The sequence below is a fragment of the Streptomyces sp. NPDC048191 genome (genome assembly GCF_040652655.1).
Lineage (GTDB): Bacteria > Actinomycetota > Actinomycetes > Streptomycetales > Streptomycetaceae > Streptomyces.
Genome location: NZ_JBEZMO010000016.1, coordinates 93,433 through 109,059 on the forward strand (window position 1 = coordinate 93,433; position 15,627 = coordinate 109,059).

At 72.8% G+C, this 15,627-nt stretch carries 15 protein-coding genes; 6 read left to right on the plus strand and 9 right to left on the minus strand.

The window, feature by feature from the left end:
- The first annotated feature begins 249 nt into the window (after positions 1-249).
- Both AB0D93_RS25100 and AB0D93_RS25105 read left to right on the plus strand, forming a co-directional pair.
- On the plus strand, positions 250-894 hold the full coding sequence (locus AB0D93_RS25100) for a hypothetical protein (protein ID WP_362123071.1): 645 nt from the start codon (positions 250-252) through the stop codon (positions 892-894).
- Between the two features lie 207 nt (positions 895-1,101).
- Entirely contained in the window at positions 1,102-1,458 is a 357-nt protein-coding gene (locus tag AB0D93_RS25105; protein WP_362123074.1) for a cupin domain-containing protein, read from the plus strand.
- A 79-nt stretch (positions 1,459-1,537) separates the two neighbouring features.
- On the opposite strand, the gene AB0D93_RS25110 is transcribed toward AB0D93_RS25105, so the two are convergent.
- From AB0D93_RS25110 to AB0D93_RS25120, 3 genes are read right to left on the minus strand one after another with little or no spacing between them, the layout of a single operon-like run.
- Entirely contained in the window at positions 1,538-2,512 is a 975-nt protein-coding gene (locus tag AB0D93_RS25110) for a pyridoxal-phosphate dependent enzyme (protein ID WP_362123078.1), read from the minus strand.
- A 46-nt stretch (positions 2,513-2,558) separates the two neighbouring features.
- Positions 2,559-3,911, minus strand: coding sequence for a VWA domain-containing protein (locus tag AB0D93_RS25115; protein ID WP_362123081.1), 1,353 nt, complete (start codon positions 3,909-3,911; stop codon positions 2,559-2,561).
- Positions 3,908-4,765: a MoxR family ATPase gene (locus AB0D93_RS25120; RefSeq protein ID WP_362123084.1), complete on the minus strand. Its 858-nt coding sequence runs from the start codon at positions 4,763-4,765 to the stop codon at positions 3,908-3,910. Before AB0D93_RS25120 ends, AB0D93_RS25115 begins: the two co-directional genes overlap by 4 nt.
- A 126-nt stretch (positions 4,766-4,891) precedes the next feature.
- On the opposite strand from AB0D93_RS25120, the gene AB0D93_RS25125 reads away from it, so the two are divergent.
- The 4 genes from AB0D93_RS25125 (at position 4,892) to AB0D93_RS25140 (ending at position 7,924) form a co-directional block, all read left to right on the plus strand.
- Positions 4,892-5,464, plus strand: coding sequence for a TetR/AcrR family transcriptional regulator (locus AB0D93_RS25125; RefSeq protein ID WP_362123087.1), 573 nt, complete (start codon positions 4,892-4,894; stop codon positions 5,462-5,464).
- Between the two features lie 84 nt (positions 5,465-5,548).
- Positions 5,549-6,292, plus strand: a complete 744-nt coding sequence (locus AB0D93_RS25130) for an ABC transporter permease (RefSeq protein WP_362123090.1) — start codon at positions 5,549-5,551, stop codon at positions 6,290-6,292.
- Positions 6,293-6,320: 28 nt separating this feature from the next.
- On the plus strand, positions 6,321-6,992 hold the full coding sequence (locus tag AB0D93_RS25135; RefSeq protein ID WP_362123094.1) for an ABC transporter permease: 672 nt from the start codon (positions 6,321-6,323) through the stop codon (positions 6,990-6,992).
- Positions 6,989-7,924, plus strand: coding sequence for an ABC transporter substrate-binding protein (locus AB0D93_RS25140; protein ID WP_362123097.1), 936 nt, complete (start codon positions 6,989-6,991; stop codon positions 7,922-7,924). The genes AB0D93_RS25135 and AB0D93_RS25140 overlap by 4 nt, the downstream gene beginning before the upstream one ends.
- A gap of 6 nt (positions 7,925-7,930) precedes the next feature.
- On the opposite strand, the gene AB0D93_RS25145 is transcribed toward AB0D93_RS25140, so the two are convergent.
- The 6 genes from AB0D93_RS25145 to AB0D93_RS25170 form a co-directional block, all read right to left on the minus strand.
- Complete coding sequence (locus AB0D93_RS25145; RefSeq protein ID WP_362123099.1) at positions 7,931-9,085, minus strand: betaine/proline/choline family ABC transporter ATP-binding protein; 1,155 nt, start codon at positions 9,083-9,085, stop codon at positions 7,931-7,933.
- 87 nt (positions 9,086-9,172) lie between these two features.
- Positions 9,173-9,814 carry a lactate utilization protein C gene (locus tag AB0D93_RS25150; RefSeq protein ID WP_362123102.1) on the minus strand — a complete coding sequence of 214 codons (642 nt, stop codon included), beginning with the start codon at positions 9,812-9,814 and terminating at the stop codon, positions 9,173-9,175.
- Positions 9,811-11,298 (minus strand): LutB/LldF family L-lactate oxidation iron-sulfur protein, encoded by a 1,488-nt coding sequence (locus tag AB0D93_RS25155; protein WP_362123104.1) that lies wholly within the window; start codon positions 11,296-11,298, stop codon positions 9,811-9,813. Before AB0D93_RS25155 ends, AB0D93_RS25150 begins: the two co-directional genes overlap by 4 nt.
- Positions 11,295-12,050: a (Fe-S)-binding protein gene (locus tag AB0D93_RS25160; RefSeq protein ID WP_362123107.1), complete on the minus strand. Its 756-nt coding sequence runs from the start codon at positions 12,048-12,050 to the stop codon at positions 11,295-11,297. Before AB0D93_RS25160 ends, AB0D93_RS25155 begins: the two co-directional genes overlap by 4 nt.
- A 72-nt stretch (positions 12,051-12,122) precedes the next feature.
- Positions 12,123-13,559: a rhamnulokinase family protein gene (locus tag AB0D93_RS25165; RefSeq protein WP_362123378.1), complete on the minus strand. Its 1,437-nt coding sequence runs from the start codon at positions 13,557-13,559 to the stop codon at positions 12,123-12,125.
- A gap of 8 nt (positions 13,560-13,567) precedes the next feature.
- Positions 13,568-15,607, minus strand: a complete 2,040-nt coding sequence (locus AB0D93_RS25170; protein ID WP_362123109.1) for a bifunctional aldolase/short-chain dehydrogenase — start codon at positions 15,605-15,607, stop codon at positions 13,568-13,570.
- Positions 15,608-15,627 lie beyond the last annotated feature (20 nt).

The following is a 15,627-nucleotide window of genomic DNA, read 5'->3' on the forward strand; positions in this document are numbered from 1 at the left end:
GGTGCCGGGGTTCTCCTCGCCGTGCCGCTCGCCCCGGTACGGGCAACTCACCCGCAGGACGGCCTCCTTGCTCGTGCCGAGCCGCGGGGCGACCGCGCTGCCGGGTGCGTGCTTCGCCGACACCGACCACTCCACCCGGTGGCTGCCGCACACCCGGATCGCCCAGTCGCATCGACGGTGTGTCGCCGGCTGTGATCGTGCCAGAGTAGTCATCGGCGCGTATCGGGCGGTCGGTTGACGGGGGTATAGATGCACACGGCGTTCCTGCTCGGCACGGGTGTGTTCTGGACCGCGGCGTACGCGCTGTTGATCCGCACGGGCCTCAGTGAGCGCACGTTCGGGATGCCCGTCGTCGCCTTCGCGACCAACATCAGCTGGGAGTTCATGTTCGCGTTCGTGCGGCCCCCGTCCGGGGTGATGCACGTCGTCAACGTCGTGTGGTTCTGCTTCGACCTCGCCGTCGGCTACACGCTCGTACGTTTCGGACGGTCCGAATTCCCTTACCTGCCCGGCCGGTTGTTCCTGCCCGCGCTCGCGGCGCTGCTCGCCTTCGCCTACCCGGGCATGAACTTCGCCTCGGAACAGTTCGACGCGGGGGGCGGGGCCATCACCGCGTTCGGCAGCAACCTGGCGATGTCCGGCATGTTCCTCGCCATGCTCGCCGCCCGCCGGGGCACGCGCGGCCAGTCGCCGGGCATCGCCCTGACCAAGCTCCTCGGCACGGCCTGCGCCTCCTTGTCGATGCTCACCGATCCCGACCCGGTGCCCCGCCACGACACCGCCCTCATGCACTACCTGTACGTCGCCTGCTTCCTGCTCGACCTCGCCTATGTCTGCGCCGTGTTCGTCGTACGCCGTACCGAGCGAACCGTGCCCGACACCGCCGGGGCGTGAGGTGCCCTCGTCGGACGCGCGGAGCGGGCATGGTCGTTCGCGGGCCGCCCGACATCGTTGTCCCGCCCGGATGGCGGCGCCGACCGGTGAGGCCGACGATGGAGCCGTGGGGTACGGCCGCCGCCGCAGCGCCGGTGGCGTCCGAGGCCGCCGGGGGACGGAGGCCGGCCCCGGCCGCGGTCAGCGGCCGGAAGGGAGGATACCGTCATGCTGGAAGTGAAGACGGTCGAGAAGCCGGACGAACGGCGCGACTTCCCCCGCGGCCACCTCGAAGCCCTGCACCTGACCGGGCTCGACTTCGCCGTGGCCACGTTCGAGCCCGGTTGGCGCTGGTCGGAGTCGGTGGCGCCCCTCGCGGGCACCGAGAGCTGCATGGTCCACCACAACGGCTATGTGGTGCAGGGGAGGATGCACCTGCGCATGGACGACGGCGGCGAGTCCGAGATCGGCCCCGGCGACGTCTTCGTGTGCTCGCCGGGCCACGACGCCTGGGTGGTGGGGGACGAGCAGGTCGTGGTCCTCGACTTCGCCGGGACCATGGCGAACGAGTACGCGAAGGACTGACGGACGGGCTGTTGCGGTGGAACCGGGTCGCACGGCGTGCGACCCGGTCGCATGCGGAGGGCCGTACCTCTCTCCGCCGTCAGTCGTCGAAGGCCGTCGCCCCCTGTTCGGCGAAGGCGAGCGCGTCTGTGTGGCCGAAGAGGCCGGGTAGTCCGCCGGTGTGTACGAACACCGTCTTCTCGCCGGGGCGGATGTCTCCGTCCTGGACGGCGGCGTGGAGGCCGGCCAGGGCCCGGGCGGTGTAGACCGGGTCCAGGACCAGCCCCTCGGTGCGCGCGGCGAGCCGCAGCGCCTGCCGCGCCGGACCGGTCAGCGTGGCGTACCCGTCGCCCACCTGGTCCCGGCGCACCCGCAGCCCCTTCGCCGTGACCTCCTGCGTCGCCAGCGGTGCCGCGAACTCCGCGACCGCCGCCGCCGGGTCGGCCAGCGCGCCCACGTCGACGCCGAGCACCGCTCCGGTGCCCAGGGCAGCGACCAGTCCGGCCATGGTGCCGCCCGAGCCGAGGGCGACCACCACCGTGCGCAGCTGAGGCACCTGCTCGTCCAGTTCCTCGCCGCAGCGCACGTATCCCCGGGCGCCGAGGACCCCCGACCCGCCGAACGGGATCAGCGCGGGCCGGGCACCGCCCGCCCGTAGCCGGGCGCACACCTCGGCCGCCGCCGCGTCCAGCCCCGCCTGGTCCACCTCGCCGGCCCAGGCGAGCCGCGCCCCGAACAGCCCGTCCAGCGCGAGGTTCCCGGATCGCCCGGCACCCGGCGTGCCGCGCAGCACCAGGACGGCGTCCAGGCCCAGCCGGGCGGCCGCGGCAGCGGTCAGCCGGGCGTGGTTGCTCTGCGGGGCCCCCGTGGTGACGAGCGTGTCCGCGCCCTCGGCCAGGGCCGCGCCCACGGTCCACTCCAGCTTGCGGATCTTGTTCCCGCCACCGCCCAGACCGGTCAGGTCGTCCCGCTTGATCCACAGGTCCTCGGGCCCGAGTCCGAGCGCGGCGGCCAGCCGGGGCGCCGGTTCGACGGGGGTGGGGAAGGTGCCGAGGGCTACGGGGGAGTGGCTCATCGCGTACGTCCTTGGATGCCGGTCGCGGTCGTCGCGGACCAGTCGATCACACCGGCAACAGCCGGGCGACCAGCGTGCTGAGCTGTCGGGCCGTACGGCACTCGTGCATCTCGACCAGCTCGGCGTAGGCGGGCGCGGCCGAGTCGCCGGTGCCCCACTGGCCGCGCGGCTCGGGGTTCAGCCAGTAGACGCGGCGGGCCCGCCCGGCGACCTCCCGTACGGCGGCCAGGTTCGGGTCGCTCATGTTCGTCCGCGCGTCCCCGAGTACGAACACGGTCGTGCGGGGGCCCACCGCGTCGCCGTACCGTTCGGCGAACTCGCCGAGGGCGACGCCGTAGTCACTGCTGCCGTGCCAGCCGGTCAGCGTGGCCTCGGCGCGGATGCGGGCGCTGAGCCCGTCGGGGTCGGCTCGGCCGTGGTCGAGCAGGCCGGTGACCTCGTCCAGCCGGTTGACGAAGGCGAACACGCGGATCTTGCTGAACTGGTCGTGCAGCGCCTGCACCAGCAGCATCGTGAAGTCCGAGAAGCCGGACACCGAGCCGGACACATCGCAGAGCAGCACCAGTTCGGGGCGTACCGGGCGGCGCCGGCGCAGCACCGGGCGCATGGGCACCCCGCCCGTGGACAGCGAGGAGCGCAGGGTGCGGCGCAGGTCGACCGTGCCGCGCGCGGCCCGGCGGCGGCGCGCGGCCAGCCGGGTGGCCAGCTTGCGCGCGAGCGGCTGCACCGCCCTGCGCAGCTCGGTCAGCTGGTCCCGGTTCGCGAACAGGAAGTCCACCCGGTCCGCGGTCGGTACGACCCCGCGCCGGGCGATCTCGTCCCGCCCGCGCCGCTCGGCGACCCGGCGTCGCGCCTCCGCCCCGACCATCCGCCGGAACTCCCCGATCCGGCGCCGGATCTCGTCGTCCAGCAGCCGGTCCGCGAAACCGGCACCGCTCCCGTCCCGGCCCCGGACGTCCGCCCGCACCCGGGCCAGCAGGGTCTGCGGGCGCAGCCGGTCGAGCGTCTGGTACGCCGAGAAGCCGTCGGACCCGGGCGAACTGCCGTACCCGCCCAGACCGTCGACGGCCTCGGCCGCCAACTGGGCCATCATCGCCCGGTCGTTGGCTGCCAGTGCCTCGGCCAGCCGGTCGCGCAGCTCGTCGCGGTCCGCGCCGGGGCGGTGCGGGCCCCCGACCGTGCGCGGGAAGTACAGGTCGAAGACGGGGTCGAACACCGCCCGCTGTCCGGGGCCGTGCAGCAGCGTCGCGGCCAGTCCCTCCCGCAGCAGCTCCCGGTCCGCGAGTCCCAGCGCCTCCACCGCACGGGCCGCGTCCACGCTCTCGGCGGTGCCGATCCGTACGCCGTGCCCGCGCAGCGCCCGGACCAGCCCGGTGATCCGGTCGGCGACCGCGGTCACAGCGCTTCCAGGTCGAGCTTGGCCGCCGCCTTCTGGATGTCGTCCTGGTGCTTGAGGACCACCCCGAGGCTGTCGTGTACGACCGTCTCGTCCAGGGTGTCGGCGCCCAGCGCCAGCAGGGTGCGGGCCCAGTCGATGGTCTCCGCGACGGACGGCACCTTGCGCAGGTCCATCGCGCGCAGCGCCCCGACCACCCGGACCACCGACTCGGCCAGCGCCGCGTCGAGGCCGGGTACCTTCAGTCGTACGATCCGCCGCTCCAGCTCCTCCTCGGGGAAGCCGATGTGCAGGAACAGACAGCGGCGGCGCAGCGCCTCGGACAGCTCCCGGCCGGCGTTGGAGGTGAGGACGACGAACGGGCGGCGGGTTGCGGTGACCGTGCCCAGCTCCGGCACCGTGATCTGGAAGTCGCTGAGCACCTCCAGCAGCAGCCCCTCCATCTCGACGTCGGCCTTGTCGGTCTCGTCGATGAGCAGCACCGTCGGCTCGTCGCCGCGGATGGCGGTGAGCAGCGGGCGGGGGAGCAGGAACTCTTCGCTGAAGATGTCGGTGCGGGTGTCGTCCCAGCTCTCGTCGCGGCCCGCGGTGATGCGCAGCAGCTGCTTCGCGTGGTTCCACTCGTACAGCGCCCGGGACTCGTCCACCCCCTCGTAGCACTGCAGCCGGACCAGCCGGGCTCCGGCGACCTGGGCGACGGCCTTGGCCAGTTCGGTCTTGCCGACCCCGGCGGGGCCCTCCACCAGCAGTGGCTTGCCGAGCCGGTCGGCGAGGAACACGGTCGTGGCGACGGCGGGCGAGGCGAGGTAGCCGGTCTCGGCGAGGCGGGCGGAGACGTCGTCGACGGACGTGAACAACGGGGCCTCCGGCGGGTCGGGAGTGGGTGTGGCCGGGCACCTATCTAAGCGCTTGTTCACCACCCCTGTCCAGAGATATACACCGATCGGTTTCCATTCGTCCGCGTCGCCGGTTACGCTCGCCGCATGGCCTCCGCAGACAAGGTGTCCCCCCGCGACCGGCTGCTCGACGCGGCCGGCCGGCTCTCGTACCGCGACGGCGTCTCCGTCGGCATCGAGGCGCTGTGCCGGGAGGCCGGCGTCTCCAAGCGGTCGATGTACCAGCTCTTCGACAGCAAGGACGCCATGCTCGCCGCGAGCCTGGAGCGGCGCATCCCCGGATACGAGGCCCGGCTCGCACACCCCGACCCGGAAGCCGCGACGCCACGCGAGCGCATCCTGTACGTCTTCGAACGCCTGGAGCGGGCCTCGGTGGACGCCGACTACCACGGCTGCCCGTACCTGGCCGTCCTGGTCGAGCTGAAGGACCCGGAGCACCCGGCGACCAAGGTCGCCCGAGGCGTCAAGCAGCGGCTGACCGACGCCTTCCGCGCCGAGGCGGAACGCGGCGGCGCCCGCGACCCCGGGCTGCTCGCCCGCCAGCTCGTGCTGGTCTTCGACGGCGCGAGCGCCCGGGCCGGCGCGAAGGTCGAGCACCTGGACGACGGACTGGCCACGGCGACGGTGACGGCACTGCTGGACACGGCGGGGATGGACTGAGAGCAGTGCCCCGTCCGGGCGCTGCCGGACCCGGACGGGGCAGCCCGACGCGCCGCCCCCTCGCCCGCCCAGTCCAATGGGACCGTGACCGCGCCCCCGGACGACTGCCTCGCCCGCAACGAATGGATCTGCGGCGCCTACCTCAGCAGCCGCCGCCAGATCCTCCTCGACGCGGTCCTCCAGCACCTCCGGCTGACCTTCCTGTCCGTCCTGATCGGTCTGGCCATCGCGCTCCCGCTGGCGGTGCTCGCCCGGCGCTGGGGCTGGGCGGCCGGGCCCGTCCTCGCCGTGACGACGATCCTCTACACGATCCCGTCCCTGGCGATGTTCTCCCTGCTCCTGCCCCTGTACGGCCTGTCGGCCACGCTCGTCGTCGCCGGACTGGTGCTGTACTCGCTGACCCTGCTCGTCCGGAACATCCTCGCGGGCCTGCGCGCCGTCCCCCAGGAGACCCGCCAGGCCGCACGCGGCCTCGGCTACGGGCCGATCCGCCTGCTGCTCACCGTCGAACTGCCCCTCGCCCTGCCCGCCGCGATGGCCGGCCTGCGCATCGCCACCGTCTCCGCGGTCTCCCTGGTCACGGTGGGCGCGATCGTCGGCTTCGGCGGCCTCGGGAACCTCATCTACGCGGGCATGAACACCTACTTCAAGGCCCAGGTGCTCACCGCGTCCGTGCTGTGCGTGCTGATCGCCGTCGCCGCCGACCTGCTCCTGCTGGGGGCGCAACGGCTGATCACGCCGTGGACGAGGGCGGGGCGTGCACGAGCGCCCGCGCGCCGCGGCCGGTCGCGCGTGAGGCTCCCCCGGACGAAGGCGGACCGCGCATGAGCACCCGCCCGACGAGAGCGGGGCGCGCATGAACACGCTCACCGCGACCTGGCACTGGCTCACCGACCCCACCCACTGGTCGGGCGACGACGGCGTCCGGCACCGGCTCCTCCAGCACCTGGTGCTCACGGTCGTCTGCCTGCTCCTCAGCTGCCTGATCGCGCTGCCCGTCGCCCTGGTCCTCGGCCACCTCGGCAGGGGCGGTGCGCTCGCCGTCAACATCTCCAACGTGGGCCGGGCCGTGCCCACCTTCGCCGTCCTGGTCCTGCTGCTCCTGACCCCGGTCGGCAGGTGGGGCGAGGGGCCCACCGTGGTGGCCCTGGTGCTGTTCGCCGTACCCCCGCTGCTCACCAACGCCTACGTCGGCATGCGCGAGGTCGACCGCGACGTCGTCCAGGCGGCCCGGGGCATGGGGATGACCGGACGGCAGACGCTGCTGCGCGTGGAACTCCCCCTCGCGCTGCCGCTGGTCATGAACGGGGTGCGGATCGCCGCCGTCCAACTCGTCGCCACCGCCACCATCGCCGCGCTCGCGGGCGGCGGCGGCCTCGGCCGGATCATCACCGCCGGCTTCAACCTCGCCAGTACACCCCAGGTGGTCGCCGGCGCCCTGCTCGTCGCCGTGTTCGCGCTGGTCGTCGAGGGCGTCTTCGAGATCGCCGAGCGGCTGGCACCGGGGCGGACGCGGGGCGGCCGATGAGACGAGCCCGCACAGCCGTCGCGCTGCTCCTCCTCACCGCCTGCTCCGCCGGCCCCTCCCTGGAGAACCGCGGCGAGGTCACCGCACCACCCGGCGACAGCCACCACCTGACCATCGGCACCGCCGGCTTCACCGAGAGTGACCTGCTCGCCCAGATGTACGCCCAGCTGCTGAACCGGGCCGGCTACAGGACCTCGATCCTCACGGTCGCCAACCGGGAGCTGTACGAACCCGCCCTGGAATCCGGCCAGATCGACGTCGTGCCCGAGTACGCGGCCACCTTCGCCGACTGGCTGAACGCCAAGACCCACGGCACCGACGCGAAACCCGTCGGCTCGCCCGACCTCGCCGCCACCATGAAGGCCCTGCGCGCGCTCGCCACACCCCGCGGACTCACCCTGCTCCCACCCGGCCGGGCCGTCGACCAGAACGCCTTCGCGGTGACCGCCGCCTACGCCCGCCGGCACCACCTCAGGACCCTCGGCGACCTCGGCGCCGCACAGCTGGAGGTACGGCTCGCGGCGGGCGACGAGTGCGTGCAACGCCCGTACTGCGAACCAGGGTTGAAGAAGGTGTACGGCATCCGCGTCATCGGCGTCGACCCCAGGGGTGTCGGCACCACCCAGGCCAAACGGGCCGTGCAGGAGGGCCGGGACCAGATGCTGCTCACCACCACCACGGACGCCACCCTCGACTCCTTCGGGCTGGTCCTGCTCGCCGACGACCGACACCTCCAGAACGCCGACTACGTCGTCCCGGTCGTCAACCGCTCCCGCGCCGGCAGTGAACGCGTCGCGAAGGCGCTGGGCAGGCTCAACCAGGTCCTCACGACCCGTGACCTGGCGCAGCTGAACCAACAGGTGGACAGCTGGCGCCGACTGCCCGCCGACGTGGCCCGGACCTGGCTGAGGGACAAGGGCCTGCTGACATGACCGGGCTCAGGCGTCCGCCACCGAGTCGAAGGTCACCTGCCCGCGCGCCACACCCCGCGCGTCCGCGTCCACCGAACGGCGCAGCGCCTCGTGCAGCTTGGCCGGGGTGAGCACGCCGAGGAAGCGGGCGCCGTCCAGCACCGCGACCCACCCGGCGTCGTACTGGAGCATCATGCCGAACGCCTGCTTCAGCGGCGCGCCCACCGGCACCCAGGCGGTCATCCGGTGGGTGCGGTCACCGACCGTGCCGCCCCGCGCGAGCCCGTCGACGCCGACCCAGCCGTGCAGATCGCCGTGCGCGTCGAGGACGACGGCCCAGCGGGCGCCCTCGGCCCGCAGCCGCTCCAGGGTCCGCGCGGCGGGCTCGTCCAGCCGGGCCACGGGCGGCTGTTCCAGGTCGTCCGGCTCGATCGCGGTGACCGACAGCCGCTTCAGCCCGCGGTCGGCGCCCACGAAGGAGGCGACGTACGGCGTCGCCGGCGCGCCGAGCACCGCGCCCGGCGTGTCGAACTGCTCGATCCGGCCCTCGCCGTAGACGGCGATCCGGTCGCCGAGCCGGACGGCCTCCTCGATGTCGTGGGTGACCAGCAGCACGGTCTTGCGCACCGCCGCCTGCATCCGCAGGAACTCGTCCTGCAACTGCTCGCGCACCACCGGGTCCACCGCGCCGAACGGCTCGTCCATCAGCAGCACCGGCGGATCCGCCGCGAGCGCCCGCGCCACGCCGACCCGCTGCCGCTGCCCGCCCGAGAGCTGTTCCGGATAGCGCGGCCCGTACGTCTTCGGGTCGAGCCCCACCAGATCGAGCAGATCCGCGGCCCGCGCCCGCGCCTTCGCCCGCTTCCAGCCGAGCAGTGCCGGCACGGTCGCGGTGTTGTCCAGGACGGTGCGGTGCGGGAAGAGGCCCACCTGCTGGATGACGTACCCGATGCGGCGGCGCAGCCGCACGGGGTCGACGGTGGTGATGTCCTCTCCGTCGACGTGGATCCGGCCGGAGGTCGGTTCGATCAGCCGGTTGACCATCATCATGGTCGTCGTCTTGCCGCACCCCGAGGGGCCGACGAGCGTGACCAGCTCACCCTCGGCCACCTCGAAGGAGAGGTCGTGCACGGCCGTCGTACCGTCCGGATACCGCTTGGTGACCTGCTCGAACCGGATCATGTCCGCACGCTATCGGGACCGCTCGGGCCGTGCGCGGCGGTGCCGCCCGAGCGGGTGGTGCGCTGTGTCCCCAGGGAGAGCGCTCCGTCAGCCGAGCAGGATCACCTCCAGTTTCCGCGGCCCGTGTACGCCCTCCACCCGGTCCAGTTCGATGTCGCTGGTCGCCGACGGGCCGGAGATCCAGGTCAACGGGCGCCCCGGATCGAGGCGTTCGAGGGCCTGCGGGACCGAGGAGACGACCTGGTCCGGGACCCGGACGACACAGATGTGGTGGTCGGGAATCAGGGTGATGCGGCGTCGGCCCTGGTCGGCGGCGCCGTCCAGGACGATCGTGCCGGTCTCGGCGATCGCCACGGCACAGCCCGTGACCACACTGTCCACCCGGTCCAGCCGCTGCGGCGTGTTCGCCGCCCGGTCGTGGATCCGCACCGGGTCCGCGGCGGCCAGCCACTGCGGCGGCAGCCCGGGCGGCACCAGCACCTCCTGGGAGCCGTGCGCGGCCAGCAGCCGCATGACGAGGAGCGGCATCTCCTCGGCGTCGCTGCGGTGCACGACGGCCCGGTAGTCCGCCAGGTTCTCGGCCAGCAGCTCCACCGTCCGCCCGGTCGTCCGCTGCCCGTGCTCGCGCAGATAGTCGCGGGGCAGCGCTTCCGCGTAGGGCCTCTCGTCCGGGGTCACGTCGGCGAGCGCCCGCCGTACCCGGCCCAGGATCCGTTCCCTGCTGCTCACTCGGCCGCCCCCTTGTCTCCGTTCTCGCCGTGCGTGCGCCGCCACCAGTCCCGGAAGGGCTGCGCCGGTACGGCCGGCAGGTCCCGGGTGCCGCTCCACGCCTTGCCCGGGCCCGGCAGGGTACGGGGGTGAAGGCGGCGGGTGCGGGAAGCGAGCCGTTGGCCGGTGCGCAGGGCGGCCGGGTGGAGGAACGCCCAGCGGGCCGCGCGCATGGCCGCCCGTTCGGCCGCGTGACCCTTGGCGGGTCTGAGGAGGACCTTGTTGCCCGCGCGTGTCGCCGTGCCGCCCTGGGCGACCCGTTCGCGCAGGTGGACCAGGACTTCGGGGATGTCGATGGCGACCGGGCACACCTCGTAGCAGGCGCCGCACAGACTCGACGCGTACGGCAGGGAGGCGTCGATCTCGCTTGCCGTGCCCCGGAGCTGGGGGCTGAGGATGGCACCGATCGGGCCGGGGTAGACGGAGCCGTAGGCGTGTCCGCCGGCGCGTTCGTAGACCGGGCAGACGTTGAGGCAGGCCGAACAGCGGATGCAGCGCAGCGCCTGGCGGCCGACCTGGTCGGCGAGGGTGTCGGTGCGGCCGTTGTCGAGCAGCACCAGATGGAAGGTGCGGGGCCCGTCGTCGTCGGTCGTGCCGGTCCACATGCTCGTGTACGGGTTCATCCGCTCGGCGGTGGAGGAGCGGGGGAGCGTCTGCAGGAAGACCTCCAGGTCCCGCCAGGTCGGCACGATCTTCTCGATGCCGACGACCGAGATCAGTGTCTCCGGCAGGGTGAGGCACATCCGCCCGTTGCCCTCGGACTCGACGACCACGAGGGTGCCGGTCTCGGCGACCATGAAGTTGGCACCGGAGATGCCGACCTTGGCCCGCAGGAACTTCTCCCGCAGGTGCAGCCGCGCGGCCTCGGCCAGTTCGGCGGGCGCGTCGGTCAGCCCTTCGGGAGCCGGACGTCCCCACGCGCCCATCCGGGAGCGGAAGATGTCCCGGATCTCCCCCCGGTTGCGGTGGATGGCGGGGACGAGGATGTGCGAGGGCCGGTCCCTGCCCAACTGCACGATCAACTCGGCGAGATCGGTCTCGTAGGCGCGGATGCCCTCCTTCTCGAGGGCTTCGTTCAGACCGATCTCCTGCGTGGCCATCGACTTGACCTTGACGACCTCCGACTCGCCGGTCTCCTTGACGAGTTCGGCGACGATCCGGTTGGCTTCGTCGGCGTCGGCGGCCCAGTGGACCGTACCGCCCGCCGCGGTGACCGACTCCTCCAACTGCACCAGATAGCGGTCGAGATGGCGCAGGGTGTGGTCCTTGATCAGGCGTCCCGCCGCGCGTAGTTCCGTCCAGTCGGACAACTCGGCGACGGCCTTGGCCCGTTTGGCGCGGATGGTGTGCGTCGCGTGCCGCAGATTGCCGCGCAGGGTGGGATTGTGGACGGCCTCGCGCGCGGCCCGGGGGAAGGCCGGCATGCCGACGAACGTGCCGCTCATACGGCGGGCTCCTCTTCCGTGCTCGCCAGGATCTCCGCGAGGTGGACGGGGCGCATGCCCACCCCGAGGCGGCTCATGGTTCCGCCGATGTGCATCAGACACGAGTTGTCGGCAGCGCACAGCACCTCCGCGCCCGTCGACTCCGCACTGCGCACCTTGTCCGCGCCCATCGCCGCCGACACCTCGGCGTTCTTCACCGCGAAGGTGCCGCCGAACCCACAGCACTCCTCGGCACCCGGCAGCTCGACCAGTTCCAGGCCCTTGACCGCCTGCAGCAGCCGGCGCGGCCGCCCGCCCAGACCGAGTGAACGCAGGCCGTGACAGGTCGGATGGTAGGTCACCTTGTGCGGGTAGTAGGCGCCGACGTCCGTCACCCCGAGCACATCCACCAGGAACTCCGTGAGTTCGTACGTCTTCGGCACCACCGGCGCCAGCGTCCGCGCCAGCGAGTCCCCGCGCCCCTCGGCACGCGCCCGCTCGCCCATCCGTGGATACAGTTCCCGCACCATCGCCCCGCAGGATCCGGACGGGGTCACGATCGCCTCGTAGGATCCGAAGACATCGGAGAAGTGCCGGGCCAGTGGCTCGGCCTCGTGTCGGTAACCGGTGTTGTAATGCGCCTGCCCGCAACAGCTCTGCCCCATCGGGAAGTCGACGTCGACACCCAGTCTGGTCAGCAGTTTCACCACGGCACGGCCGGTGTCCGGATAGAGCGTGTCGTTGACACAGGTCAGGAACAGGGCGACACGCATCGCGGCTCCTCGGGGTCGGTCATCGGACGAGTGCAGGGTAGTAGGCGGACACCGCCGACGGGAGAGGGCCGCTCACCGCGTGGCGAGCCGCGCCTCGGCCTCCCGCCAGCGGCCGCCGTCGCCGCGGGGCGTGTACCGGGTCAGCGGCTGGGTACGGCTGAGCAGCCCGCGCATCGCGGCCAGGTCGCCGCCGAGCCCATGGGCACGGGCCTGGACCAGGACGTTGCCGAGGGCCGCCGCCTCCGTCGCACCGGCCACCACGGGCAGCCCGCAGGCGTCGGCGGTCAGCTGGCACAGCAGCGCGTTGCGGGTGCCTCCGCCGACGAGGTACACCACGTCCACCGGATGGTCGGCCAGCCGCTGCGCGTCCGCCACGGCCCGCCGGTGGGCCAGCGCCAGCGAGTCCAGGATGCACCGGGTCACCTCCGCCCGCGTCACCGGCACCGGCTGGCCGGACGCCCGGCACGCCTCGGCGATCCGCTCCGGCATCCGCCCCGGCGCGAGGAACGTCTCGTCCCCGGCGTCCACCACCGAGCGCAGCGCCGGCGCGGCGCCGGCCTCACGCAACAGCGCCCCCAGGCCGGCGCCACCCCAGGCACGCTGGCATTCCTGGAGCAGCCACAACCCCATGATGTTGCGCAGGTACCGGACCGTGCCGTCGAGCCCGAGCTCGTTGGTGAAGTTCGCGGCCCGGCTCTCCTCGGTGAGCACCGGAGCCGTCAGCTCCAGCCCCGCCAGGGACCAGGTGCCGGTGCAGATGTAGGCGAACCGTTCACCGGTCGCCGGGACGGCGGCCACCGCGGAGGCGGTGTCGTGCGAGCCGACGGCCGTCACCGGCACCGGGCCGGTCAGCCCGGTCTCCTCCAGCACCTCCGGCCGCAGCACTCCCGCCGGATCGCCGGGCTGCCGCAGCGGCGCGAACAGCCCGAGATCGATGCCGAGCCGCCCGGCGATGTCGTACGACCAGTCACGGGTCCGGGGGTCGACGAGCTGGGTGGTGGAGGCATTGGTCAGTTCGGTGCCCTGCTCGCCTGTCAGCCAGTACGACACGAGGTCCGGCACGAGCAACAGCCGCTCGGCACAGGCGAGCTGGACCGCGGACCGGGCGGCCGTGAGCTGGTAGAGGGTGTTGAACGGCGCGTACTGGATGCCGGTCGCCGCGTACAGCTCCTCGGCCGGCACGCTCGCCCACACCTTCTCCGCGACCCCCTCGGTGCGGGTGTCCCGGTAGTGCACCGGGTTGCCCAGCAAGGCCCCGTCGGCGTCCAGCAGGCCGTGGTCGACGGCCCAGCCGTCGATGCCGACGGACGCCACCTGCCCCGCCGCCCGCAGCCCTTCCAGAACACCCGCGTACAGCGCGAGGACGTCCCAGCGCAGCCCCTCCGGAAGGCGCACCGGCCGGTTCGGGAACCGGTGCGCCTCGCTGAGCTCCAGCGAGTCCGGGCCGACCCGGCCGACCATCACCCGCCCGCTGGAGGCGCCGAGATCGACCGCGGCGTACGCCTTCACGTCCGCGCTCACCGCAGGAACGCGGCCGCCACACCCGCGTCGACCGGGATGTGCAGGCCTGTGGTGTGCGTGAGGTCCCCGCCGGTGAGCGCGAAGACCGCGTTCGCCACGTGCTCGGGCAGCACCTCCCGCTTGAGGAGGGTCCGCTGCGCGTAGAACTCGCCGAGCTTCTCCTCCGGCACCCCGTACACCGCGGCCCGCTGGGCACCCCAGCCGCCCGCGAAGATGCCGGAGCCGCGCACCACACCGTCCGGGTTGACACCGTTGACCCGGATCCCGTGCTCGCCCAACTCCGCGGCCAGCAGCCTGACCTGGTGGGCCTGGTCGGCCTTGGTGGCGGAGTAGGCGATGTTGTCGGGCCCGGCGAACACGGCGTTCTTCGAGACGATGTAGACGATGTCGCCGCCCAGCCCCTGGGCGGTCATCACGCGTGCCGCCTCCCGGGAGACCAGGAAGGAACCGCGGGCCATGACGTCGTGCTGGAGGTCCCAGTCCTGCGCGGTCGTCTCCAGCAGCGGCTTGGAGAGGGAGATGCCGGCGTTGTTCACGACGAGGTCGACCCCGCCGAAGGCGAGCACGGCAGCCCGGAACGCGCCGGCGATCTGCTCCTCGTCGGTGACGTCCACGGTCACGGCGACGGCCTTGTCCGGTCCGCCCAACTCCTCGGCCACCGCGGTGGCGTTGCCGGCGTCGAGGTCGGCGACGACGACGCAGGCGCCCTCGGCGACGAGCCGGTGCGCGACGGCCCGCCCGATCCCGCTGCCGGCCCCGGTGACCAGGGCGACGCGGGTGGCAAGCGGTTTCGGCTTCGGCATCCGCTGGAGCTTGGCCTCCTCCAGGGCCCAGTACTCGATGCGGAACTTCTCCGATTCCTCGATGGGCGCGTAGGCCGAAACCGCTTCCGCACCCCGCATCACGTTGATGGCGTTGACGTAGAACTCGCCGGCCACCCGCGCGGTCTGCTTGTCCTTGCCGAAGGAGAACATGCCGACGCCGGGGACCAGGACGATCGCCGGATCGGCGCCGCGCATGGCGGGGGAGTCGGGCAGGGCGTGCCGCCGGTAGTAGGCGGCGTACTCCTCCCGGTACGCGGCGTGCAGTTCCTTCAGCCGGGCGACGGCCTCTTCCAGTGGCGCGGTGGGCGGCAGGTCCAGTACCAGCGGCCGTACCTTCGTGCGCAGGAAGTGGTCGGGGCAGGAGGTGCCGAGAGCGGCGAGCCGGGGGTGTTCGGCGCGGGCGAGGAAGTCCAGGACCGGGTCCGCGTCGTCGAAGTGCCCCACCTGCGCCTTGTCCCGGGAGGCGAGGGCCCGCACATGCGGCGCGAGGGCGGCGGCCCGGGTCCTGCGCTCCGCCTCGGGCAGCGCCCCGTACCCCTTGAGAACCGGCCCGAAGGGCTCGGCCCTGCCCCTTTCGGCGAGGAAGGTCTCGGCGGTGCCGATGATGTGGAGCGAGTTGCGTTCGCACTCCTCGGCGCTGTCGCCCCAGGCGGTGATGCCGTGCCCGCCGAGGACGCAGCCGACGGCCTGCGGGTTCGCGGCCTTGATCGCGGCGATGTCCAGGCCCAGCTGGAAGCCGGGCCGTCGCCACGGCACCCAGACCACACTGTCCCCGAAACACTCGGCGGTCAGTTTCTCGCCGTCGGCCGCACAGGCGAGCGCGATGCCCGAGTCGGGATGGAGATGGTCGACGTGCGGGGCGTCCACCAGTCCGTGCATGGCCGTGTCGATGGACGGTGCGGCGCCGCCCTTGCCGTGCAGGCAGTAGTCGAACGCGGCGACCATCTCGTCCTCGCGTTCGACCCCGGGGTAGACGTCGACGAGCGCGCGCAACCGGTCCAGCCGCAGCACGGCCAGCCCCGCCCCGGTGAGGGTGCCGAGATCCCCACCGGACCCCTTCACCCACATCAGCTCCACATCACCACCGGTGACGGGATCGGTGGCGACGCCTTTCGCGGAAGCGTTTCCCCCGGCGTAGTTGGTGTTCCGGGGATCGGAGCCGAGCCGGTGGGAGCGGGCGAGGAGGGCGGCGGCTTCGGGATGGGTTGCCATGAGAACGGTTCCCTTTCACA

Coding starts and splice junctions, on each gene's coding strand:
- AB0D93_RS25170 (WP_362123109.1), bottom strand. CDS start 15,607: ATGGCAACCCATCCCGAAGCCGCCGCCCTCCTCGCCCGCTCCCACCGG.
- AB0D93_RS25105 (WP_362123074.1), top strand. CDS start 1,102: ATGCTGGAAGTGAAGACGGTCGAGAAGCCGGACGAACGGCGCGACTTC.
- AB0D93_RS25110 (WP_362123078.1), bottom strand. CDS start 2,512: ATGAGCCACTCCCCCGTAGCCCTCGGCACCTTCCCCACCCCCGTCGAA.
- AB0D93_RS25140 (WP_362123097.1), top strand. CDS start 6,989: ATGAGACGAGCCCGCACAGCCGTCGCGCTGCTCCTCCTCACCGCCTGC.
- AB0D93_RS25100 (WP_362123071.1), top strand. CDS start 250: ATGCACACGGCGTTCCTGCTCGGCACGGGTGTGTTCTGGACCGCGGCG.
- AB0D93_RS25135 (WP_362123094.1), top strand. CDS start 6,321: ATGAACACGCTCACCGCGACCTGGCACTGGCTCACCGACCCCACCCAC.
- AB0D93_RS25145 (WP_362123099.1), bottom strand. CDS start 9,085: ATGATCCGGTTCGAGCAGGTCACCAAGCGGTATCCGGACGGTACGACG.
- AB0D93_RS25155 (WP_362123104.1), bottom strand. CDS start 11,298: ATGAGCGGCACGTTCGTCGGCATGCCGGCCTTCCCCCGGGCCGCGCGC.
- AB0D93_RS25125 (WP_362123087.1), top strand. CDS start 4,892: ATGGCCTCCGCAGACAAGGTGTCCCCCCGCGACCGGCTGCTCGACGCG.
- AB0D93_RS25160 (WP_362123107.1), bottom strand. CDS start 12,050: ATGCGTGTCGCCCTGTTCCTGACCTGTGTCAACGACACGCTCTATCCG.